Raw genomic sequence first — 21379 nt, 5'->3', positions numbered from 1 at the left:
TATTGTTTTGATTGAACTTAAAAGAGAATCCAATTCTGGCACGGGCTTTGAAAGACACCCAGCGACTTTGATCATTCGTCACCAAGGAGACTGATATGAACAAGCTGATGGTATCCGCCGCCGCCTCTCTCGCCCTGCTCGCCGCCGCCCCAGTGGCCCTGGCCCAGCAAGGGCAGAACGCCTCTCCGGAAACCACGCAATCCGAAGGCTACAAAAACCCGGCCGCGGCCGGCACCCAGAAAACCAATTATTCCGATGCGCAGCTGAAGCAATTCATCGAGGCTCAGGAAGGCCTGGGAGAGGTTCGCGAGACCTACATCCCGAAGATTGAGAAGGCCACGGACCAGACCCAGGCCAAGAAGCTACAGGCCGAGGCCAACCAGAAAATGGTCAGCATCATCAAGGACGCCGGCATGGACATCCCGACTTACAACGCTATTGCGACGGCTTACAACAGTGAGCCGTCCGTCCGCAACCGCGTTGATGCACTGATGTAAGCGCTCAGGCGCGCCAACCTCCGCTCAACCTCCATTCGTCAGTGCTTGCCCCGCCGCGTGCGGGGCTTTTTTATGGCCGGTAAAGCAAGGTTGTGGACGGTAGCGTGAACCACTGGCTCAGACGTTCGTCGCCAGCGGCACCGTTGCCCACTCGACCCCCAGGTGGCTGAGCACCTCGTCACCCCGGGCGGTCAGGTCGCTGATGAACTGGAACTGCTGGCGCGGCTCCAGCGGGTACGCCTTGACCCGGTACGTCAGCCCCCAGGGCCGGTGGGCCACCACCACGATTACCGGCTTGTGGGTCTTGGTGAACGGTGAGGTAAAGGCCGCGTCCCGCAGCCGGGCCTGCACCAGGCCCACGTCGTGGCCCGGCGCCAGGTGGAACTCGGCTACGCACATGAGGTCATCGGAGCCGTCGTTGCCGTTGGCGATGAGCGCGGTCCACAGGCGGCCATGGGGAATGACCACCACGGTGTCATCGGGCGTGACAATCTCCGCGGCGCGCGTGCCAATGGAGCGCACTTCCCCGTAGTAGCCGTCCACCTCAATCCAGTCCCCGGGGCGGTAGGGCATCTCGTAGAGCACCACCAGGCCGGCAATGAGGCTGCTGACGTAATCCTTGAACGCAAATCCGAGCGCCAGGCCGACGGCGCCAAACACCGCCACCATGTTCTCGAACGAGGGCTCAATCAGAATCGGCACCACGACGACGATGGTGACCACAATGACGACCAGCCGCAGCAGCGGCACGGAAGCCAGCAAATACAGGCGGGGCTTGCCGCCGATACGAGCCGCAATGCCCGGCAATACCTTCTGTATGGCCAGGATCACCAGCGCTGCGAAGGCCACCACCAGAAAGGCCTCGAGCAGCGCCTGGGAGGTCATCGCTGCCAGGACGTTTTTCAGCGCTTCGGTTCCCTGCTCCATCGTTGCCTCCTCAGAACGCGTCCATGGGAAAACCCCAACCCTGCAGGTAACGGCGCGCGGCCGGATACCCCAGAGCAGTCAACCGCCAGACACCGTCAGCATTGCCTACCACCAGCCTTGCCCGCGCCAGACGGTCCAGGGACAGCGCCACGGTCACAGGCGCCAGCCCGGTGCAGGCGGCGAGATCGTCCGGGTCCAATCCGTCGTGCTGCAACAGCCCGTGCAGAACAAACCCGAGGGAGGACGACGGATCCGGCGGTACCGCCGGCAGGGACAGATCGTCCAGCGAGGCCACCTGTGCGGCGAGCTGGCCGGACTCCGGTGCGTCCGGTACCGCCCGCAGGGCATGGCGCCACAGCTCGAGCGCCACGCCGGCGTTACCCCGGGCCGTCGCCGCCAGTTCGCGAAGATAGCCCCCCGGCCGAAACTCGGCGTCGCTCGGGCGAGGCAACACCGGGGCGGTGTCCCTTCGGTGATGCAACGTCAGCGGTGCGTGGGCGGCCGACAGGGTCAGGCCTTGCAGCCAGGTGCCAAGCCGGCAGGCGTCCAGGGGCGCCGGGGTGAACGCGTGCAGGGGCAGGCCCGTGGGCAGGTAGCGTGTCCAGAACTGCCAGCACCAGCTGGAGCAGCCCACCAGGCCCTCACTGCCGTCGGGCTCCGCTCCGGCACGGGCCAGGCGTTCGAACAGCGCCGACACCAGGGCCAGCCCATCCGGGTGGCGCAGCCAGTAATGGGCCAGCTCGGGAATCACCCAGCGGCCGCTCAGGTCCTGTTCGGACCACCACCGGTGCGCCTCGGTGGCGGTCAGGCGTCGGTGCGGCGGGGCCGGTAGCACCCGCCAGCCCTCGTCCTCCAGATCCGCCAGCGCCGCCAGGGCGGGCGCGACGCCGCAGAACGGGGGCGCGACGATGGCCACCGTGTTCAAGGCGGAGTGCGAGACCGACCGGATCTGGTCCAGCGCCCGCCGCAATTCGTCGCCCAACCTCGCCGGCGCCATCGCCCGCTCCACCGGCGGCGCGATCCGGTCCAGAGCCTCATCCGCCAGTGCGGGCAGGTCGTCCCGTTCCTCCGGGCCATCCAGACCCGGTTCCGGGCCGCCGCCCTGGAACTGCTCCAGCCAGTGGCGAAACGCTCCTTTGACGGTCCGTTGAACGGAAATCTCCGGAGCCTGCCAGTGCTCCAGCAGCACCAGCCCTCCGGGCAACAACTCGGCAAACGGATCGGTGTCGGCGGTATCGGTCACGGGGTGCTCCCTGCGCGGTAGATCATCATTATTCCGGTATCAGCCAGCGGCTCTGCACCCGCACGGCGAGCCCATCATCGCCCGAGACGTCGTCCAGCAACGCGTTCAGCCGCTGGTCCAGGCCCCAGGGCGGGTTGACCACCAGCAGGCCCGAGCCGGTCATACCCCGCGCTGGCGGTTGGGTCCGGTGAATCTCCGAGCACCACACCTTGCGCAGGGCGCTGCCGGCCACCGCGTCCTTCAGGCCCTGCTCCAGGCCGCTGGTGAGGATGGGGTACCACACAAGATAGACGCCGTGGCGGCATTTTTTCCACGCCTGCTCCAGGGTTTGGGCGACGTCGGCGTAGTCGCTCTTGATCTCGTAGGACGGGTCCATCAGTACCAGCAGCCGGGGCTGCGACGGCGGCAGGCTGGCCAGCAGTCCGTTGAGCCCGTCCTCATGGCGTACCCGCACGTTCGGGCGCCCTTTGGCCCAGTCGGACAGGCTGTGCTGCTCGGCAGGGTGAAGCTCGAACGCGGTGAGCCGGTCGTCCGGGCGCATCCGGCCCTGGATCCAGGCGGGCGACCCTGGATAGCGGATGAGCGTCGCGCTCTCGCCGTTCAGCGCCGCGAGCGTGTTCAGCATCGCCACCCAGTCGGGGTTGGTCAGCGCCTGGCGCCGGACCCAGACCTTCTGGATGCCCTCGGCCGCCTCACCGGTTTTCAGCGCCCGCTCGCCGGTGAGATCGTACAGGGCGCTGCCCGCGTGGGTATCAAAAAACGCGATCGGAGACGACTTGGCCTGCATCAGCGTGGTGGCCAGCATCAGGGCCGCGTGTTTCTGGACATCGGCAACGTTGCCGGCGTGGTAAGCGTGAAGGTAACTGAGCATGCTCGGGCCAGGGTGTTGAAATGCGTTGGATGATGTTGGGATCGGCTGGGATCGTGTTTGCGCCATTTAGCCCCAGCGGTCCGCCAGAGGCAAGGGCTGTGCCGTGCCTTTACGGGGCACAAACCCGCCGGCCAGGCTACTCGCCCGGTGTCAGGCACGGCGGGCGGCTGCTATGCTTGCCAGTCCCGAACCACGCCGACGCTCGCCCACGCCGTGGCCACTGCACCGCCTTCTGGAGGATCAGCTTTGCCGACCCGCAACGAGGACACCCTGGACCAGCTCTACAGCCTGGTGGCCAACGAAGAGGATGCCAGGGCCTGCACTGACATCCCGGATTCCGCCTGCCGGGAGGTGCCCCGCAATTTCTTCCTGATCCTCGCCAGCAACGTGCTGACCAAACTCGGTGACCTGCTGACCAGCCCGAAAACCGTGCTGGCGTGGCTGATGAGCGCCATCGGCGCGCCGGCCCTGGTGGCCTGGCTGGTGCCGATCCGGGAATCCGGCTCCATGCTGCCGCAGATGGTCATCGGCGCCTGGGTGCGGCGCCGGCCGGTGCGCAAGGGCTTCTGGGTGATGGGAAGCCTGGGGCAGGCGGTGAGTGTGGCGGCCATGGCGGCCGGGGTCTGGTTTCTTGAAGGATACGCCGCCGGCGGCGTCGTGCTGGCGGCGCTGGTGGCGTTTTCCCTGTCCCGGGGTTTCTGCTCGGTGGCCATGAAAGACGTGCAGGGCAAGTGCATCCCCAAGAAGCGCCGGGGCCGCCTGTCCGGACTGGCCAGCACCCTGGGCGGTACCGGCACGGTGATTCTGACCGTGCTGCTGTTCTGGGACCGGGGCGACCCCACCGTGGCTTTTTACGCCGCGCTGCTGCTTCTGGCGGCGACCCTGTGGGTGATTGCCGGCCTGCTGTTCGCCAGCGTGGACGAGTACGAGGGCGAAACCAGCGGTGGCGGCAACGCCATGGCGGACGCGTTTCGCAACCTCTCCCTGCTACGGGACGATGCTCCGTTCCGGCGGTTTGTCATCACCCGGGCCCTGCTGCTGTGCTCCGCCCTGGCCTCGCCCTATTTCGTGGTGATGGCCCAGAAAGCCTCCGACCACGGCTGGCTGTTGGGCGTCTTCCTGCTCGCCAGCAGCCTGGCCAGTTCCCTCAGCGCCAGCTTCTGGGGCTGGGCCGCAGACCGCTCCAGCCGGCAGGTGATGATCCGCGCCGGCGCCCTGGCCAGCGGGATCTGCCTGGTCACCGGCACCGTGGCCGCCGTCACCGGCGAAGGCTTTGGCGGCCTGTGGTTCTTCCCCCTGGCCTTCTTCGCCCTCAGCGTGGCCCACGCCGGCGTGCGCCTGGGCCGCAAGACCTACCTGGTGGACATGGCCGGCGGCAACAAACGCACCGACTACACCTCCGTCAGCAATTCCGTCATCGGCCTGCTGCTGCTGGTGGCCGGCGGCCTGACCGCGCTGGTGTCCCTGGTGTCCAACGTCGCCGTGATTCTGCTGCTGGGCCTGATGGGCGCGGCCGGCGTGGCCAGCGCCCTGCGTCTGAACGACGTTACCAACGACTGACCGCCTCCGTCGGAGCCCCCGGCAGGCCCGGAAGGCGGTTCTCGGCTCGCAGACTACCCTTGATTAGCAGTTTACGTTAAGGTAAACATTGTCCCGTCCGAGGGGGTTTTACCCAAACCCGCCGAACGGGCCTGGAAGACCGTGCCACCCCAGGACGCCTCGCATCCGGCGTCTATACTCTGGGTAAATCCACCCAGGCTGGCATCGCTTCCGAACCGACAAGGCTCCCAAAAGGGGCCGTGTGTTCCTCTAGCCACTACCCCAGGACGAGGATTATGACAACAACAACGCCCAAGGTAACTCACGCGCCGGTCTTTACCGATGGCGCCGAGTTCCGCATACCAACCTTCAAGCTGCTCAAGCAGGACGGCTCGCTGTACAAAGGCGGCAAGGCTCCTGCCATCGACAAAGACAAAGCCCTGCGCATCTACACCGCCATGGTCACCACCCGGGTGCTGGACGAGCGCATGCTGGCCGCCCAGCGCCAGGGCCGCCTGAGTTTCTACATGCAGTGTACCGGTGAGGAAGCCGCCGTGATCGGCAGCGCCGCCGCCCTCGACGACGCCGACATGATCATGGCCCAGTACCGGGAACAGGGCGCCCTGGCCTATCGGGGCTTCTCCATCGACGAGTTCATGAACCAGCTGTTCGGCAACGACCTGGATTACGGCAAAGGCCGGCAGATGCCGGTGCACTACGGGTCCACCAAGCTGAACTACATGACCATCTCCTCGCCGCTGGCCACCCAGATTCCCCAGGCCACCGGCTATGCGTACGGCCAGAAGCTTGCCGGCGACGGCCACTGCACCGTGGTGTATTTTGGTGAAGGTGCCGCCTCCGAAGGTGATTTTCACGCCGCCCTGAACATGGCCGCGGTGCTGCGGGTGCCGGTGGTGTTCCTGTGCCGCAATAACGGCTACGCCATTTCTACCCCCGCCGCCGAGCAGTTCGCCGCCGACGGCGTGGCGCCCCGGGCCTACGGCTACAAGATGGACGTGATCCGCGTGGACGGCAACGACGTGCTGGCGGTGTACGCCGCCACCGCCGCCGCCCGCAAACTGGCGGTGGAAGAGAACCGCCCGGTGCTGGTGGAAGCCATGACCTACCGCCTGGCCGCTCATTCCTCCTCCGACGACCCGTCCGGCTACCGCAGCAAGGACGAAGAGGCCGTGTGGCGCGAGCAGGACCCGATCCTGCGCATGCAGCACTGGCTCCAGAAGAAAAAATGGTGGACCGCCGACGAAGAGAAGTCGCTCCAGGAGCGCCTGCGCAAGGAGGTGCTGGACACCATGAAGCGGGCCCAGAAACGCTCGCCGCCCCCGCTTGAGTCCCTGGTGACGGACGTGTACGACGAGGTGCCGCCGGAACTGCAACGGCAGTTCGACGCCCTCAAGGCGCACATTCGCAAGTACCCGGACGCGTACCCGAAGAGTGCCCACGACCCGTCCGTCGCGCCTTCGTCCAACGCACAACCGTCCCACGCAAAACAGGGAGACGCCTGACATGGCCAAGATGAACATGCTGCAGGCCATCAACAACGCCCTGGACACGGCGATGGCCGCCAACGAGAAAGTGCTCTGCTTCGGCGAGGATGTGGGGGTGTTCGGCGGGGTCTTCCGCGCCACCAGCCACCTGCAGGAAAAATACGGCAAGCACCGCTGCTTCAACACGCCGCTGGTGGAACAGGGCATCATCGGCTTCGCCAACGGCCTGGCCGCCCAGGGTTCCGTGCCGGTGGCCGAGATCCAGTTCGCCGACTACATCTTCCCGGCCTTTGACCAGATCGTGAACGAGGCCGCCAAGTTCCGCTACCGCTCCGGCAACCTGTTCAACGTGGGCGGGCTCACCATCCGCGCGCCCTACGGCGGCGGCATTGCCGGCGGGCTCTACCACTCCCAGTCCCCGGAGGCCTACTTTGCCCACACTCCGGGCCTGAAAATCGTGGTGCCCCGCAACCCGCACCAGGCCAAGGGCCTGCTGCTGAGCGCCATCCACGATCCCAACCCGGTCCTGTTCTTTGAACCCAAGCGGCTGTACCGCGCCTCCGTGGGCGAGGTGCCGGAGGACGACTACCGGCTGCCCCTGGGGGAGGCGGAAATCCTCAAGGAAGGAACGGACGTGACGGTGCTGGGCTGGGGCGCGCAGATGGAAGTGATCGGTGAGGCCGTCGAGCAGGCGGAAAAAGACGGCATCTCCTGCGAGGTGATCGACCTGCGCACGATCCTGCCCTGGGACGTGGAGACCGTGGTGCAGTCGGTGCTCAAAACCGGCCGCCTGGTGGTCACCCACGAGGCACCCCGCACCGGCGGCTTTGCCGGCGAAATTGCGGCCACCATTCAGGAGCGCTGCTTCCTGTACCTGGAATCCCCGATCGCACGGGTCACCGGGATGGATACCCCCTTCCCGCTGGTGCTGGAAAAAGAGCACCTGCCCAACCACCTGAAGGTGTATGACGCCATCAGGGACAGCATCGAATTCTAGGCCGACATCCGGACAGGAGAGCAACCATGAGTGATTTTATTCTGCCCGATATCGGCGAAGGTATCGTGGAGTGTGAGCTGGTCAAATGGCTGGTCAGCGAAGGCGACGTGATTGAAGAGGACCAGCCCGTCGTCGAGGTGATGACCGACAAGGCCCTGGTGGAAATCCCGGCGCCCTACAAGGGGCGGGTCACCCGCCTGTACCACAAGGAAGGCGACATCGCGAAAGTGCACGCCCCGCTGTTTGAGCTGGTGGACCTGAGCGACGGCGCAGGCGATGCGGCCGCATCGGATAACGCCGGGGCCGAAAGCAAGGGCGACGCCAGACCCGCAGCGGCCTCTCAGCCCGAAGAACCGCCTTCAGAAGCCAAGACCAGCACGGCGCCGGCACAAGGCCAGCCCAACGCGCCGGCCGGCAACCAGCCCCGCGTACCCGCCAGCCCCGCCGTGCGTCGCCTGGTGCGCGAGCATCAACTGGCGCTGGCGGACATCCCCGGCTCGGGCAAGGACGGCCGCGTGCTCAAGGCGGACGTACTGGCGCATCTGGAACAACCCCAGGGCGCCGGCACCCAGACGGCGGCGGAGACGAGCCCCCGCCGCCCGTCCGCCGGCCTGGAAGCCCGCGTGGAGCCGATCCGCGGCATGAAAGCCGCCATGGCCAAACGCATGGTGGAATCCGCCTCCACCATTCCGCACTTCAACTTCAACGAAGACATTGACGTCACCGCCCTGCTCGAGCTGCGGGAACAGCTCAAGCCCGAGGCGGAAGCCCGGGGCACCCGGCTGACGCTGATGCCCTTCTTCATGAAGGCCATGGCCCTTGCGATCCGGGAGTACCCCATCCTGAACGCGCAGATCAACGCGGACGTGACCGAGATCCACTACCAGCCCGGCTGCAACATCGGTATGGCGGTGGACAGCAAGGTCGGGCTGCTGGTGCCGAACGTCAAGGGCGTGGAGCACCTGACCCTGCTGGAGATCGCCGACGAAGTCGCCCGCCTGACCAACGCGGCCCGCGAGGGCCGGGTCAGCCAGGAGGACCTCAAGGGCGGCACCATCACCATCTCCAACATTGGCGCGCTGGCCGGCACCTACGCCGCGCCGATCATCAACGCGCCGGAGGTTGCCATCGTCGCGCTGGGCCGGACCCAGCAGTTGCCCAGGTTTGACGCCAACGGCCAGGTGGTGGCGCGGTCGATCCTGCCGGTCAGCTGGGCCGGGGACCACCGCATCATCGACGGTGGCACCATCGCCCGCTTCTGCAACCTGTGGAAGGGGTACCTGGAAGCGCCCCAGTCCATGCTGCTGCACCTGGGCTGAGGCCGGGACCTCCATGTCGCAACAGGCGCCGCTGCAACAGTTCTACATTCCGGAAGAGCAGTCCATTTATCTGCTCAGTCACGACGACGCCCGGAAACTCAAGGACTGGGTGGCGCTGTGCACTGACCAGCTGCGCCAGCTGGGCTACCGCGACATCGAGATGATCGGCAAGGGCGCCTACGGTTTCGTGTTCTCCGGCCGGCTGGCGCTCAAGGACGCGCCGGATCTGGAGCACGTGTTCAAATTCACCCGGGTGAATTTGCCCCAGCACCTGCAGGACCGGCTGGAAGACGAGGCCTTCATCCTTGAACAGGTGGAGCACCCCCGGGTGCCCCGCCTGATCGCCTACCAGAAGGTGCGCAACCAGCCGATCCTGGTGATGGAGCGGGCCCCCGGCTTCAACCTGGAGGAAGTGTCCCTGAGGGAAGGCCGGCTGCGGCCCCGGCTGATCGTGCGCATTGCCGACCAGCTCGCGGAGATCCTCCGCAACCTGCGCCGGGAGAACGGCCCCGCCGGCCGGCCGATCGTGCACGGGGACATCAAGCCCTCGAACCTGGTGTTCGACGCCGAGCGGGAGACCATCGCGCTGATTGACTGGGGCTCCTCCGTGTTCGCCCAGCTCGACGCCAACCAGCAGTACCTCGCGCCGAACGTGATGGAGCTGATGTCTGACAACCTGCAGCAGACCAACGCCCGGCTGGGGGACGTGTATTTCATCGGCGACGAGCAACTGCACGGCGGCCTGTCGTCCCCCCGCTTTGACGAGCAGGGGGCGGCCGGCACCCTCTACGCCCTGGCCTCGGGCCAGTCCTGCCGCTTCGGCCACCGGGCCATTCCGGCCACCTCCCTGGGCCTTCCCATGGAATTCGCCCGCATGCTCGACGGCATGCTCGACCCGGACCCGGACACCCGCCGAAAAGCCGGCGACTACTACCTGCGGGAAATGCCCCGCATGGCCCGGACCGTCATGATCGACCTGCCCGAGCCGGAACCGGTGCCCCTGGTGCCGGTGTGGACCCGCACCTCAGAGCGGGACATCGATACCGTGGTGTACAGCTCCCGCAAGGCGTTCCTGCGGGAAGAAGGCGGCCCGGAAACCCTCAGCGACGTGAACGACGTGCAGCTCGACCGCTACTACAAGAACTTCATGCAGGGCATGGGGGAAACCGAGAAGGCGTTCCTGGCCGCGGTCAGCCGGCTCGGCCGCTACCCGGTGGAGGGCGGCCTGGCGGTGCGCTGGGAAGCCGACGGCGTGTACGTGGACACGTCCCTGAACCTGCACGACCCGTCCCTGAAGAAGGCCTTCGTGACCGCCGTCAACAACATGGTCAACCTGGCCCAGGCGATCTACCGCAAAGGCATTTTCAAAAGCTGCCTGTTCAACGCCCGGGACACCCTGCACCTGGACCGGGACAGCCCGGACCAGCCGTTTATCCCGGAACCGGGCACCCGCCTGCCCTACGAAGTCAGCCCCGCGCCGGAGATTGAAGACCGCTCCCGGATTCACTCCTACTTCGAAGACGGCCCGGATCCGGAGGAATTCCTGGTGCTGCCGGAGACCATCATCCGGTCTCTGGAGGCCCTGAACACCATCCACCACACCGGCATGATCATTTTCGAAGCGCTGCCCCGGCACCTGAAGATCCACAGCCACTACCGCCTGCTGGACCCGGACCGGGAACCGGAATTCCGCCAGCGCCTGGACGAGATCCTCGCCGCCGTCGACCAGATCACCGGCCTCGGGGTCTCAGGCTTTATGAAAATGCCCTATAAGGACACCCGGTTCTTTCCCCACATTGAGTCGATGCCGGAGCGGTTTTATCCGCGCAATCCAAGGGCGCTATCCAGCGCGCCGTGAGTGGCGCCACACTTCCACCCGCGCATTAAGCACCGCTCGGGTTGAATACCGGGTGGCGGCTTTGTACTATCGCAGCTTCAAATGGAACTGAAGACATGGAGTCTGCGGAATGGAACTTTCCGACCCGAAGCGGCTGACGCTGGCCGACTTCCCCTATTGCATGCAATCACCCCTCGCTACGAAATTCGCTTCCCAAGAGAGAATAGGCACGGCGCTAAACTATGCCGGCTGGGTAGTCGCGCTTTTCGGCGGCCTGCTTCTGATCGCTGGCCCCAAGTCCATCATGGTCGGCTGGGAAGGCCCGACGCTCTGGGAAACGATCCTTCTGATTCCAGGCCCTATCTTCACCGTGGGATGTGTGCTGTTGTTTATGAGCGCGAACGTCACGGCTTCCACCAAACGGGAAATCACGGCCTTTGTCGAAAAACAGTTCGAGTTGATTGATGACAACGGCATTCCACTAATGAATTCGGCCATCCTCTGGGAGGTGGAGCCCGGCGGCAAGCTTAACCTGACAGCCGTGTCCCTTGAGTCGCCTGCCGAGGCGAAGCCAAGCGCCTGAACGGCTCAATCAGCGTTCGCCCCCACACCTGTTACAAGGATCGTAACTCATGACGACTACCGGCAAAGTGTCCGAAGGCTCCGTGTTCAAGCGAGCGCTTCGCAACGATCGCCCCGCCAGACTGCTCGAAAAATGGGCGGCCAAATCGTTTTACACTCTGTTTGCCGTGGACACCATAGGGCGTGAACGCGCACTCATCTTGCCCTACGGCCGGGCGATGGCGATGCTGATAACGCTCAACAAAGCGGAAGCGGACCGCCTCGCGGCCTCCCTTGATATTCAGGACCATACGCTGACTCCGATGGTGAAGCCGATTCCACTGTGGGAGTTGGCACGATATGCACACAATCACAGCGGAGCACTGGCCTGGGCGAAGGAGGGCTTGCTGGTCCCTGATGAGACCGTTGACCTATTGGCGCACCATGCTGTTGTGTCAGATATGGAAGAGGCCGAAGCGCTGATTCGAATAGAGGTGGTTCCCATTGACGAAGGAAGCGAGGGCCCACTGGCCACTGGCGACCTGCAGTGGTGGACCCGGCGGAGTGGCTCGAAGGCACCCAATCGCCAGTTGATCTACAACGATCATCACCCGTGGACCGGCAACCCGCAGATGCCCGATCTCCCGCCGTCCGCTCGTCCTCTGTCATCCCTGACGCCAGACGAGCGCCGGGTTTTTGATCGCCGGGCAAATCCGGAGCTGCCCCTGAATCATCCCGCTGACCTGGGCAGGACCGGCGCCGACGCCACGTCAGCACTACCACCCCACAAATGGCTCACGGCAGGTCGATTGGCGGGACCGAGAAAACTTCTCCATCTGATCGAGCAACAGACTTTTTCCAACCCCAACCACTTCATGCTTGAGGTTACGCCAAAGCGAATTTCAGGGGGCAACGCCGGGGCCGGAAATCTACCCGCGCAGCGGATTGACCTTGCGGTCGTCTATCTGGACCATAGCCACACGAGCAATAACATTACTCCCTGGCTGATCGCCGAAGACTCCCTGACCGAAAAGGAACTGAGTGCACTACCTTATCGCGTGCCCACCGCACCGGGCATGCATCCGTTACCTGAAGCGTTATTGGGGCTTGTGAAGCGCCGGCTCGCATGGGAGTTGTTCGCCAAATCACGCGAGCTGGACAACCAGGCGTTGCCGCCCGAGAACCTGATGCGTCACCCGTTCGTCGCAAGGGCCGTTAACGCGGACAAGCCCTTCGTCTACGACCCGAATGACAAGCAATTTCCGTTTCTCGCCGGGTTTCGGTGGGGTAAAAAGCTGACGCCAGTCATGGTCCTCGGGCAACTGGACGGCAACCTGGCATGCCAACCTCTGGCGAATATCGTGATACCCGGAGGCTCGGTGCCGACCGCACTACCCGGGCGCCACCTTCTACCCAACGGCGGCCGGTTGAAAGTGCGAGCGAGATCCGGCTGCTTCCTTGCACCGCAGCAACTGGTTGAGTGCCCGGACGGCTGGTACCGAGGAGCACGGATATCGCCGAGCCAGACAGTGAAGGCGATGCGCAACGAACTTATCCCGCTGGACAGGGCACTGGTCAGGTCGGATCACGACCCCGATGGCATTCCCCGTTTCAGGGGCATAAAGCTGTTGGGACTCGCGGGTGGCATTACGGCACTGGCGCTACTCATCGGCACACTGATAGGCCCCTGACATTGGGGCACTCGGAGTCAGATCAGGAGGGGACTCCTTGCCCCTCTGAACCTCATATCAGGCACACCCTTCCCCGACTCTGACCCGGGAAAGGTGAGGGCAATATAGGACACTCGCCATTACGCAGTAGCGCCGGACAACAGCCGAAAGTCGCGGCAATCCAGCAGCCAACTCACCGTTTGCCCCAACAGCCAGGCCACAAGTACGAAACCCAGGGAGATAGCAAAATAGCCCAAGGTTTCAGAAGCCAGATGCATCACGAACATGGGCACGCCGACCACGATGAGGAGCACCAGCAGGTTCCCGTCTTTCCATCGGGTTTCCAGATGCGCCTTCAGGGGGATGGGGCGCCAGGGAGGAATGGACTCGGCGTCTTCCCACCGCAATTCGGCCAGAGCGCGTTCACTGGCGTTCAGATGCCAGCCAGACGCCAGCGGTTGCGCCAGCTTCAACTCAGCGCCGTCACTTCCCTGCCGGAGCGTTACCGCGAGAGGAACGTTCTCGCCGGAATTCAGGTGCCCAATCTCCCGCCGCTCAAAATCCACGGCGTACAGGTGCCGCCCCGTTCCTCCCAACAGGGTGACCGCGACGAGCAGCACCCAACCGCAGAGCCAGACCGTAAGAATCAGAACAAGGTTGGTTTCTCCCCAGGCCGTGAAAACAAAGGGAACAACGAAACCGTAGCAGAGCGCAGCAATCACTGGAAACCATGTAACGAACAGTGACGTCCAGCCACTGCGCTTTCCCACGAAGATCACCGTATTACCTGAGCCTGCGGCCGTCTCTATTTTCTGCAGGCCATCCAATGGGCCGGCGTTTTGATCCGATTCAGAATGGCTTGGCATGGCTACAGGTTCCTTTCCACAGCGAAGAAAACCAGAGTGAACTCCGGGGTTGAACTGAGGATCTCCACGCCCTCCTGGAAATCCGATGGCTGCCGGTCGGAGAGCGCCAGGGCGTATAGAATATGGTTTGCCCGAAACATTTTCAGAAGGTACATGGCATCGCCTGGCAGCACCTCAGCCTCCCAGTACTGCCTCATTTTAACTGGCCGGATCAGGCCCTCGGCAAAGTCCGGGAGCGCGCCGGACGTCGTCATATGCTTCAGAAGCGGCGTCGTGCCAGCGACAGATCCCGCCTGCAACAACAGCTGGCCGTCGCGCCTGATACCAATGACACCCGAAGGCCATGTCAGAGAGCGCCACTGTTTGAGCGCGTCAAATGACGGCGACTCATCAAACGGACGGGATCGCCAGAACGACGAAAGCTCATCCCTAACCGCCCCGGACATATAGGTAAACATTTTCTCATAGGGCCCTCGCTCATCACCGTTATGCCAAACGATGGAAAATCGGGGCTTGGCCGACGCGTAATCCGCCCCGCCGTATCGCCTGCGGTCCTTCTCAACCTGCTCAAAGGCGAGGCGGGATACGTCGCGGATGGACACCACCTGCCCCGTACCCCACTTACCGTCTTTGTAGGTCCAGGACGACACGAGCTGGATAGCTGTCACAGACATATCGATGTACTCAACGACAACGCACCGAACGAGGAATCGTGGTGCCTCGCCAGTGCGCGCGGGCATGGGCCTGTCGCAATCGCCCGATTTGACGCCCATCTCTGCGCTTGTCAGACGTTCCACCTTGTTGGGCAAGCGCCATTGAAGCGAGTCCGGGGCCAGCACCAGCCTCTGATTCAGCGATTCGGCAAGTTCGCGCATCGAAGGTTCAGCCAGGACGGGGGACGACACAACGCCCATGCATAGGAGCAGTAAGGCAACACGAAAGATGACGGACATGGCTCAGCTCCTTGCCGCTTGCATGGTCCGCAGCGCTGTCGCGCCGAACCCGCCGCGCCGGGTGCTGCCGTTATACGCCTTGCCGGAGCGACTGGTCAGTTGAGTGCGGGCCAGGGTGACAGGAGTGCTAAGGCCCTTATCGCCCAGATACTGTCCGTTGGCCGTCACATAGTGCCAGATTAACGGGTGATAGCCGTAACTTGACCCGCTATCACTGTTCTCGCCGCGGTGGAGTGCGTTGTCCGGAATTTCGTAAACCGGCTGGAGCTGCTGCTGGCTCAGCTTCGATGGATTAGGTCGTCCACCTTCCGCGCCGCTTGTCAGCACCGACTGGTCCACCATGAAGCCGGAAAACGGCGGCCGGTAATGTCCGTCGCCGGTCTGCTCGCAGTTGATCAGATTGTCGGCGCTACACCAGCCTGATTCACAGGCATCTTCGTTAATTATATGGGCAAAATCAGTGTCGCATTGCGCCCGCGAGGTGTATCTGGGCGCCATGGTCGGGTGACGCGACGCCGCTTCCCGGCTCAGAGCATTACAGTAGTCTGAAGCGGACGGCAACGCCTGCTGGCAAGCCGCGAGATTCTGAAATACCCGGACGTCGATGTGCAGAGGATCGTACGCCAGAACAACAAACGGCGTAGCACCCATCAACACAAGCGTGGCTGCCTGCGAGCGTTTCTGGCGACGGGAGCGTGTTTTGAGGGTAGCACTTATCCCTTCCTGGGCGGCCATGGAGCATCCTTCTCCTAAAAGCAGTTACGGCCGAGAAATGTATAGAAGACCACCCAGAAGGTCAAACCGGTTCGCTTTCATACACGCGTTTTTCTGAGTAGACTCCTTTCGGCTTTTGGATTACCCCCGGAGAAGGAAACTCCATGCAGCGTATTCAGCTCACACCGCGACCCGACTGGGTTTCACAGGCGGAATCCCACGGTTTTTACTTCCATACCCTGGAAGGCGAGCCCTACTGGGATGAGACCGCCGCCTATCAATTCAGCCTTCGGGAAATCGAAGACGATATTGAGGCGCCCACAGAGGCCCTTCATGCCCTCTGCCTGGACCTGGTGGCAGAGGTCGTCACCAGTGAGCGCCTGATGACTCAACTGGCCATTCCGGAAGAAGCCTGGGACCTGATTGCAGAGAGCTGGAAGTACTCAGAGCCGTCGCTCTATGGCCGAATGGACTTTTGCTACGATGGCACCGGCCCGGCCAAGTTCTATGAGTACAACGCCGATACCCCGACATCCCTGTACGAAACCGGCTTTTTCCAGTGGCTGTGGCTGGAACAGCAGTCGGCGGAAGGCAAACTGCCCAGCGGTGCTGACCAGTACAACCGGCTGCATGAAGCCCTGATTGAACGGCTGACGATGATTGGCCGGGCCGGGCAGTCGTTTCACCTGGCCTGCTGCCGCGACCACCCAGAGGACGCCGGCACCATACAATACCTCGCCGACTGCGCCGAACAGGCTGGCCTCAAACCGTCCACCCTGTGTATGGACGAGCTGGGCCTCAACGAGGCAGGTCGGTTCGTGGATATGCAGGACAAGCCCGTGGACCAGCTGTTCAAACTCTACCCCTGGGAATGGATCTGGCAGGAAGCCTTTGCCGGCGCCCTTGCCCACGGCGGAACACAGTTTATTGAGCCACCCTGGAAGCTGATTCTCTCCAACAAAGGCATTCTGCCGCTGCTTTGGGAGCGACACACCGGACACCCAAACCTTTTGCCGGCATGGTTTGAAGGTGATGCGGCGGGAGGGGCATTGCCAGAGCGCTGGGTTCGCAAGCCGCTATTCTCACGGGAGGGCGCCAATATTGCCATTGAAACCCTCCAGGGCGTGGAGTCGCAGGTGGAAGGGCCCTATGGCAACGGGCCGACCATCCTTCAAGGCTGGTGCCCACCGCCGACCTTTGCAGGCCACTACTGCTTGATCGGGAGCTGGGTTGTCGGCAATGAAGCGGTTGCCATGGGCATCCGGGAAGACAGTTCCGTCATTACCAAAGACACCTCCCGCTTTGTGCCGCACTTCATTCACGAGTAGTGCAACTGGAGATCTGCGCCCCACCGAGCATAGAGGCGATTCAGTGCGATGCACCTGAAGCGAATCGACATGCGACTAGCTACCCGCGCACCCCCAGGGCACTGGAGGCCCGGAACGCCCCCAGGTGGCCGTGCAGTTCCGTGTTCGCCTGCTCCAGGCTCTCCACCACCGTCAGCACGGACGCCATCTGGGCCTGCACCTGCTCGCCGCCGCTGGCCACCCGCTCGATACGGTGGTTCATGTCCACGGTCACGGCCGACTGCTGCTCGGTAGCGGCGGCAACCTCTCGTAGCATGGCGGCCACGGACTGGATCGAGCGGTTCATGTCCCCCAGCAGGTGGCTCATGGACTCCCCCGATTCCACGCCGGTGGCGATGGCACGCCGGGCGTCGTCGAGGCGCCCGTGAACCCTGCCGGTGCCCTCCTGCACCGCGCCGACGATGCGGGCAATGTCCGAGGTGAGTGAACGGGTCCGGTCGGAGAGCTGCTTGACCTCATCCGCCACCACCGCAAACCCGCGCCCGTGGCTCCCGGCCCGGGCGGCCTCAATGGCCGCGTTCAGCGCCAACAGCGTGGTCTGTTCGGAGATATCGTGAATGGCCCGGGTGACCGTGGCCACTTCGTCGATGGCCGACGCCAGCTCGGCGACGGTCTCGTGGGTGGCCGACACGGTCTGGTCAATGGACGCCAGCGCCTCTTTATTGGCCCCGCCCATCGCATTGCCCCGGGCCACCAGCTGCTCACCTTCGGCCGCGGTGTCGCTGGCCTGCGCCGCCTTCTGGGCCACCTCCCGGAAACTGAGGCTGAGCTGTTCCACCGCCTCCCGCATCTGCCCCGCCTCGTCGGCCTGGGCCGCCATGTTCCGGTCCGCGTCCACCGTGGCCTGGCGCAGATTGGTGATCACGGTGTCGCTCTGTTCGGCGGCGGCGCGTACCGCCACCAAGGTGCTGACAAAGCGCTCCAGGAAGTGGTTGACCGCCGCGCCAATGCGGCTGATCTCATCCCGCCCCCGGTCCTCGAAGCGGTGGTCCAGATCGCCCTCCACCAGCCGGGCCGACTGCCCGTGAAACGCCGCGACCGACCGCTTCATCCGAACCAGCACCACGGCCACCAGCACCAGCAGCAACGCCGCCGTACCGCCAAGCACCCCAAGAATCCGCAGCCGCTGGGCCCGCAGGTCCGCCCGCAGGCCATTGGCCAGGGCATCGCTGTACGCCGCGGCGCGCTCGATGGTCTGGCGGAACTGCCCTTGCAGCGGCACGAACTGGGATTGGTAGACGCTCTCGATCATCCCCAGGGCAGAAGCCGGGTCCGTCTCCGCCATCTGGCTCAGGGCCAGGCTCTGCTGGTAGTAGGCCTGCCACGCGCCCGAAATTTGCTTAACGGCGCTAAGCAGCTCAGCGGTATCCGGCGCCGACAACGCCTCCCGGGCGTCGGCAAACCGCGCCTTGAGATCCGCGTTGACCTGTTCGAGCTGGGTCGCCGTCTCCGGCAGAATCGGGTCGGCCTTGATGGTCGTAGTGGCCCGCGCGAGGGCCTGGGCCAGGGTCTGCGTGGTTCTCGCCGCCTCGTTGAACCGCAGCGACTGCTCCATCGCCCGCTCCGAACCCATTAACGCCAGCACACTGATCAACAGCGCCAACGCCATGGACAGCGACGACAACAGGATAACTTTCAGACGGATAGACACAGGGCGCCCCCCAGGCTGGAACCGGATGCGGTAGGCCGATCTTCCCGGACAACTGCAAACCGGTCCGTTTCTGACCCCGGGAAGTGCGTCTGACGTTAGAGGGATTGTGTGACGGTTTTGTGACTGGCGCCTATGGACGCGACGGCCTCACACTTGAACCGTAGACTCATTCTTGAGCGTTACGGTGATCATTCGGCCTTTTTTGAAGAGGCGTGGCCGTAAAACCAGGTATTAAAAAACTCCTTTTGCTTTTTTATAAAGCACGCCTCGGCCTCGGCCGGCTTTGCGAATTCCTGCTCGCAAGCAGCTTTATGATCATCCGCCATCGTTTCGTAGATACGGCTGGCAAGGCGGACATTGAACAATGCCGTCGTCGTGCAACCTGTAATCTTTTCGCGATCCTCCTTAAGCTCATCAGGCAAACGTGAAAGACATCGATCCCTTATATCTGCCTCGTAGGAGCTTGTTGATATGGTCGGCCCCGCACTGCAGCCCGCAAGCAAGAATACCAACGTCGGAACAAAAACTTTATACCGGTAGTTCATCCTGACTCATCCTTCTCGAGTTTCCATAAATGCCCGGTATACCGGACACCGAATATTCAACGTTTCAAAAAATGCTGTGCGCCGAGGGCACACGCCTACACATACTGTTGCCAGCGTTCCGACAGCAGTTGAGTAAGCACCAGCCACAAAAACCCCATCTTCAACAGAATGCCACCAGCGCCAAAGCGACTTCTGAAATCTTCCACGATACTAATACGACTATCTAACACGGTGTTTCTTCCTTTTGGTTCAATAACATAACGAAACAGACGACAGGGGTTCTCATAGCATCAAACGCACTATTCCTTGGAACGCTGGGAGCTGATGTCTGTCGTACGCGCAGCGCAACGAGCTCACGGCAAGGAGAGCCGCTGGATCTGGCCGCAAGCACTGAGAAACGGGAGATAAAGGTTTGTAAGCGAGGAAGCGCCTGCCGAGCGAACCCACAGTCGGGTCCGTACTGGCATCTAGCCCGATGGCGCCTGAAGTGCTTCGGGCGAACATCGAGCCTTCGATTGGGGAACGTTTCGTTGATCTGCTTAGCAGTCCGTACAAGGACCTGCTCGCGGGGCGAGTCAGGAAGCAGACATCCGGATACGACACATTCCGGCCATTGATACATCACGTTGAGAATCCATTCTAGGGCGTTGCCCTGACATCAGGTCCATCCACGGCGTAGAGTCTAGGGAAGCCGAGAGCGAAAGACTACCCGCCAGGTCACAGTTTGAGAGACGTGCCTCTGGTCCAAGCGCGCCACGCTCACCGTACCATCCGATAGCAACCCTGCCCCGGCAGGCTCTTCCAACCCAAGGAGGTGACCCTCATGACTACCACACCCAACATGCCCCAATCCGGCCAGGACGCGCCCCTGCGCCTTCGTACCCTTGGCCACTCCGGCCTGTTTGTGTCCGAGCTGTGCCTCGGCACCATGACGTTTGGTGGCGGCGACGATATGTGGGGGCTGATCGGCCAGCTCCAGCAGGATCAGGCCGATGAGCTGGTAAAAACCGCCCTTGAGGCTGGCATCAACTTTATCGACACCGCCAACGTTTACGGCGGCGGCGCCAGCGAGCGTATCACCGGGCAGGCACTGAAGAACCTGGGGGTGGCACGTGAAGACGTGGTGCTGGCCACCAAAGTGCTTGGCCCCATGGGCGAAGGCCCCAACGCCCGGGGCGCGTCCCGCGGCCACATCATGAGCCAGTGCCGGGCCAGCCTTGAGCGGCTGCAAACCGACTACATCGATCTGTACCAGATTCACGGCTTTGACCCGGCCACGCCCATAGAAGAAACCCTGGAAGCCCTGAACACGCTGGTCCAGCACGGGCACGTCCACTACGTTGGCCTCTCCAACTGGGCCGCCTGGCAGGTCATGAAAGCCGTGGGCATCACCCGCGCCCGTCAGCTCTGCCCGATCCTCTCGTTGCAGGCCTACTACACCCTCGTGGGCCGGGATCTGGAGCGGGAGGTGATCCCGATGCTGGAATCCGAAGACATCGGCCTGATGGTCTGGAGTCCGCTGGCAGGTGGCTACCTGTCTGGCAAATATGAAGGACCGAACGTGTCCGAAGAAAACCGTCGCGCCAAGTTCGATTTCCCACCGGTAAACCGGGAACGTGGCAGCCAGGTGATCGCCACGATGCGGGAAATCGCCGCCGGCAAGACCGTCAACGGCCAGCCGGTTTCCGTGGCCCAAATCGCCCTCGCCTGGCTGCTGCATCAGAACGCCGTCACCAGCGTGATTGTGGGCGCCAAGCGGGTCGATCAGTTGAAAGACAACATCCTCGCCGCCCAGGTTCAGTTCTCGGAAGACGAATTAAAAGCGCTGGATGAGGTCAGTCGGCTGCCGGAAGAGTATCCGGGCTGGATGCTCGCGCGTCAGGGGAGTTATCGCAGCTAAGCCCCACTGATGCGAGTGAACAGGGAGCGGCTTCAGCCGCCTCACACCGTCCGCCCATCATTCAGCGCCAGCGCGCCTTTGACGATGCGGTAGATCATCCAGATGGCCATGGCCAGCAGGATCAGCCAGCCGATGATCAGCGGGGTGGTGACGGTGCCGATCACAAACCAGAGCAGCGCGAACCAGAAGGTGCGAATCTGCCAGCGGAAGTGGGAATCCAGCCAGGTGCCGCGCACGTCCTCAACCTTCACGTAGTTGATGATCACGCCTACCAGGGCGGTGACGCCGCCGGTGAAGAAGGCCAGGGCCTGGAGGATGTAGACCAGCACCACGAGGTTATGGGCGGGATGCCGGGCAGCGCGCTGGCCGCCCGCGGGGATGTATTCGGACTCAGGCATGGGTGGGCTCCGAAACAAG

General features: G+C 63.3%; 19 protein-coding genes. 10 read left to right on the top strand and 9 right to left on the bottom strand.

The features are described from left to right. The first annotated feature begins 95 nt into the window (after nucleotides 1-95). Complete coding sequence (locus tag V3388_RS03875; protein WP_336366202.1) at nucleotides 96-497, top strand: DUF4168 domain-containing protein; 402 nt, start codon at nucleotides 96-98, stop codon at nucleotides 495-497. A gap of 117 nt (nucleotides 498-614) precedes the next feature. On the opposite strand, the gene V3388_RS03870 is transcribed toward V3388_RS03875, so the two are convergent. Genes V3388_RS03870 through V3388_RS03860 form a run of 3 tightly spaced genes read right to left on the bottom strand, consistent with a single transcriptional unit; the run spans nucleotide 615 to nucleotide 3538 of the window. Further along, complete coding sequence (locus V3388_RS03870; RefSeq protein WP_336366201.1) at nucleotides 615-1424, bottom strand: mechanosensitive ion channel family protein; 810 nt, start codon at nucleotides 1422-1424, stop codon at nucleotides 615-617. 10 nt (nucleotides 1425-1434) lie between these two features. Further along, the gene (locus tag V3388_RS03865) at nucleotides 1435-2667 is read right to left on the bottom strand and encodes a hypothetical protein (protein WP_336366200.1); all 1233 of its coding nucleotides are present in this window, start codon (nucleotides 2665-2667) and stop codon (nucleotides 1435-1437) included. Nucleotides 2668-2695: 28 nt separating this feature from the next. Beyond that, nucleotides 2696-3538 (bottom strand): 23S rRNA (adenine(2030)-N(6))-methyltransferase RlmJ, encoded by an 843-nt coding sequence (locus tag V3388_RS03860; protein WP_336366199.1) that lies wholly within the window; start codon nucleotides 3536-3538, stop codon nucleotides 2696-2698. Nucleotides 3539-3784: 246 nt separating this feature from the next. Here V3388_RS03860 and V3388_RS03855 point away from each other — a divergent pair, with 246 nt between their 5' ends. From V3388_RS03855 to V3388_RS03825, 7 genes are all read left to right on the top strand, one after another. Continuing rightward, complete coding sequence (locus V3388_RS03855; protein WP_336366198.1) at nucleotides 3785-5098, top strand: MFS transporter; 1314 nt, start codon at nucleotides 3785-3787, stop codon at nucleotides 5096-5098. A gap of 275 nt (nucleotides 5099-5373) precedes the next feature. Beyond that, entirely contained in the window at nucleotides 5374-6600 is a 1227-nt protein-coding gene (locus tag V3388_RS03850) for a thiamine pyrophosphate-dependent dehydrogenase E1 component subunit alpha (RefSeq protein ID WP_336366197.1), read from the top strand. A gap of 1 nt (nucleotide 6601) precedes the next feature. Then, nucleotides 6602-7579, top strand: coding sequence for an alpha-ketoacid dehydrogenase subunit beta (locus tag V3388_RS03845; RefSeq protein ID WP_336366196.1), 978 nt, complete (start codon nucleotides 6602-6604; stop codon nucleotides 7577-7579). A 26-nt stretch (nucleotides 7580-7605) separates the two neighbouring features. Next, entirely contained in the window at nucleotides 7606-8898 is a 1293-nt protein-coding gene (locus V3388_RS03840; RefSeq protein WP_336366195.1) for a 2-oxo acid dehydrogenase subunit E2, read from the top strand. 13 nt (nucleotides 8899-8911) lie between these two features. Further along, nucleotides 8912-10756: a protein kinase domain-containing protein gene (locus V3388_RS03835; RefSeq protein ID WP_336366194.1), complete on the top strand. Its 1845-nt coding sequence runs from the start codon at nucleotides 8912-8914 to the stop codon at nucleotides 10754-10756. A 109-nt stretch (nucleotides 10757-10865) separates the two neighbouring features. After that, on the top strand, nucleotides 10866-11318 hold the full coding sequence (locus tag V3388_RS03830; protein ID WP_336366193.1) for a hypothetical protein: 453 nt from the start codon (nucleotides 10866-10868) through the stop codon (nucleotides 11316-11318). A 49-nt stretch (nucleotides 11319-11367) separates the two neighbouring features. Next, the gene (locus tag V3388_RS03825; protein WP_336366192.1) at nucleotides 11368-12987 is read left to right on the top strand and encodes a hypothetical protein; all 1620 of its coding nucleotides are present in this window, start codon (nucleotides 11368-11370) and stop codon (nucleotides 12985-12987) included. A 119-nt stretch (nucleotides 12988-13106) separates the two neighbouring features. Here the strand turns inward: V3388_RS03825 and V3388_RS03820 are convergent, their stop codons facing one another. Genes V3388_RS03820 through V3388_RS03810 form a run of 3 tightly spaced genes read right to left on the bottom strand, consistent with a single transcriptional unit; the run spans nucleotide 13107 to nucleotide 15520 of the window. Continuing rightward, nucleotides 13107-13832, bottom strand: coding sequence for a hypothetical protein (locus V3388_RS03820; protein WP_336366191.1), 726 nt, complete (start codon nucleotides 13830-13832; stop codon nucleotides 13107-13109). Nucleotides 13833-13834: 2 nt separating this feature from the next. Continuing rightward, entirely contained in the window at nucleotides 13835-14785 is a 951-nt protein-coding gene (locus tag V3388_RS03815; protein ID WP_336366190.1) for a hypothetical protein, read from the bottom strand. Between the two features lie 3 nt (nucleotides 14786-14788). Beyond that, the gene (locus V3388_RS03810; protein ID WP_336366189.1) at nucleotides 14789-15520 is read right to left on the bottom strand and encodes a DUF1190 domain-containing protein; all 732 of its coding nucleotides are present in this window, start codon (nucleotides 15518-15520) and stop codon (nucleotides 14789-14791) included. 143 nt (nucleotides 15521-15663) lie between these two features. Between V3388_RS03810 and V3388_RS03805 the strand changes: the two genes are divergently transcribed. Next, the gene (locus tag V3388_RS03805) at nucleotides 15664-16827 is read left to right on the top strand and encodes a glutathionylspermidine synthase family protein (RefSeq protein WP_336366188.1); all 1164 of its coding nucleotides are present in this window, start codon (nucleotides 15664-15666) and stop codon (nucleotides 16825-16827) included. A gap of 79 nt (nucleotides 16828-16906) precedes the next feature. Here V3388_RS03805 and V3388_RS03800 read toward each other — a convergent pair whose 3' ends face one another. Together V3388_RS03800 and V3388_RS03795 are read right to left on the bottom strand one after the other, a co-directional pair. After that, nucleotides 16907-18517: a methyl-accepting chemotaxis protein gene (locus V3388_RS03800; protein WP_336366187.1), complete on the bottom strand. Its 1611-nt coding sequence runs from the start codon at nucleotides 18515-18517 to the stop codon at nucleotides 16907-16909. A 188-nt stretch (nucleotides 18518-18705) separates the two neighbouring features. After that, the gene (locus V3388_RS03795; RefSeq protein ID WP_336366186.1) at nucleotides 18706-19062 is read right to left on the bottom strand and encodes a hypothetical protein; all 357 of its coding nucleotides are present in this window, start codon (nucleotides 19060-19062) and stop codon (nucleotides 18706-18708) included. A gap of 823 nt (nucleotides 19063-19885) precedes the next feature. On the opposite strand from V3388_RS03795, the gene V3388_RS03790 reads away from it, so the two are divergent. Then, nucleotides 19886-20962, top strand: a complete 1077-nt coding sequence (locus tag V3388_RS03790; protein ID WP_336366185.1) for an aldo/keto reductase — start codon at nucleotides 19886-19888, stop codon at nucleotides 20960-20962. A 41-nt stretch (nucleotides 20963-21003) separates the two neighbouring features. Here V3388_RS03790 and V3388_RS03785 read toward each other — a convergent pair whose 3' ends face one another. Next, nucleotides 21004-21360 carry a DUF4870 family protein gene (locus tag V3388_RS03785; RefSeq protein ID WP_336366184.1) on the bottom strand — a complete coding sequence of 119 codons (357 nt, stop codon included), beginning with the start codon at nucleotides 21358-21360 and terminating at the stop codon, nucleotides 21004-21006. Nucleotides 21361-21379 lie beyond the last annotated feature (19 nt).

Source organism: Marinobacter sp. C2H3, assembly GCF_037080155.1.
Classification (GTDB): Bacteria; Pseudomonadota; Gammaproteobacteria; order Pseudomonadales; family Oleiphilaceae; genus Marinobacter.
The sequence above is the reverse complement of the archived record's forward strand: the minus strand, read 5'-3'. Positions and strand labels throughout refer to the sequence as shown.

Bases quoted from the DNA above. Each gene is read 5' to 3' on its own strand.
- V3388_RS03875 (WP_336366202.1), top strand. From the start codon at position 96: ATGAACAAGCTGATGGTATCCGCCGCCGCCTCTCTCGCCCTGCTCGCC.
- V3388_RS03870 (WP_336366201.1), bottom strand. From the start codon at position 1,424: ATGGAGCAGGGAACCGAAGCGCTGAAAAACGTCCTGGCAGCGATGACC.
- V3388_RS03860 (WP_336366199.1), bottom strand. From the start codon at position 3,538: ATGCTCAGTTACCTTCACGCTTACCACGCCGGCAACGTTGCCGATGTC.
- V3388_RS03850 (WP_336366197.1), top strand. From the start codon at position 5,374: ATGACAACAACAACGCCCAAGGTAACTCACGCGCCGGTCTTTACCGAT.
- V3388_RS03845 (WP_336366196.1), top strand. From the start codon at position 6,602: ATGGCCAAGATGAACATGCTGCAGGCCATCAACAACGCCCTGGACACG.
- V3388_RS03840 (WP_336366195.1), top strand. From the start codon at position 7,606: ATGAGTGATTTTATTCTGCCCGATATCGGCGAAGGTATCGTGGAGTGT.
- V3388_RS03835 (WP_336366194.1), top strand. From the start codon at position 8,912: ATGTCGCAACAGGCGCCGCTGCAACAGTTCTACATTCCGGAAGAGCAG.
- V3388_RS03830 (WP_336366193.1), top strand. From the start codon at position 10,866: ATGGAACTTTCCGACCCGAAGCGGCTGACGCTGGCCGACTTCCCCTAT.
- V3388_RS03825 (WP_336366192.1), top strand. From the start codon at position 11,368: ATGACGACTACCGGCAAAGTGTCCGAAGGCTCCGTGTTCAAGCGAGCG.
- V3388_RS03820 (WP_336366191.1), bottom strand. From the start codon at position 13,832: ATGCCAAGCCATTCTGAATCGGATCAAAACGCCGGCCCATTGGATGGC.
- V3388_RS03815 (WP_336366190.1), bottom strand. From the start codon at position 14,785: ATGTCCGTCATCTTTCGTGTTGCCTTACTGCTCCTATGCATGGGCGTT.
- V3388_RS03810 (WP_336366189.1), bottom strand. From the start codon at position 15,520: ATGGCCGCCCAGGAAGGGATAAGTGCTACCCTCAAAACACGCTCCCGT.
- V3388_RS03805 (WP_336366188.1), top strand. From the start codon at position 15,664: ATGCAGCGTATTCAGCTCACACCGCGACCCGACTGGGTTTCACAGGCG.
- V3388_RS03795 (WP_336366186.1), bottom strand. From the start codon at position 19,062: ATGAACTACCGGTATAAAGTTTTTGTTCCGACGTTGGTATTCTTGCTT.
- V3388_RS03790 (WP_336366185.1), top strand. From the start codon at position 19,886: ATGACTACCACACCCAACATGCCCCAATCCGGCCAGGACGCGCCCCTG.
- V3388_RS03785 (WP_336366184.1), bottom strand. From the start codon at position 21,360: ATGCCTGAGTCCGAATACATCCCCGCGGGCGGCCAGCGCGCTGCCCGG.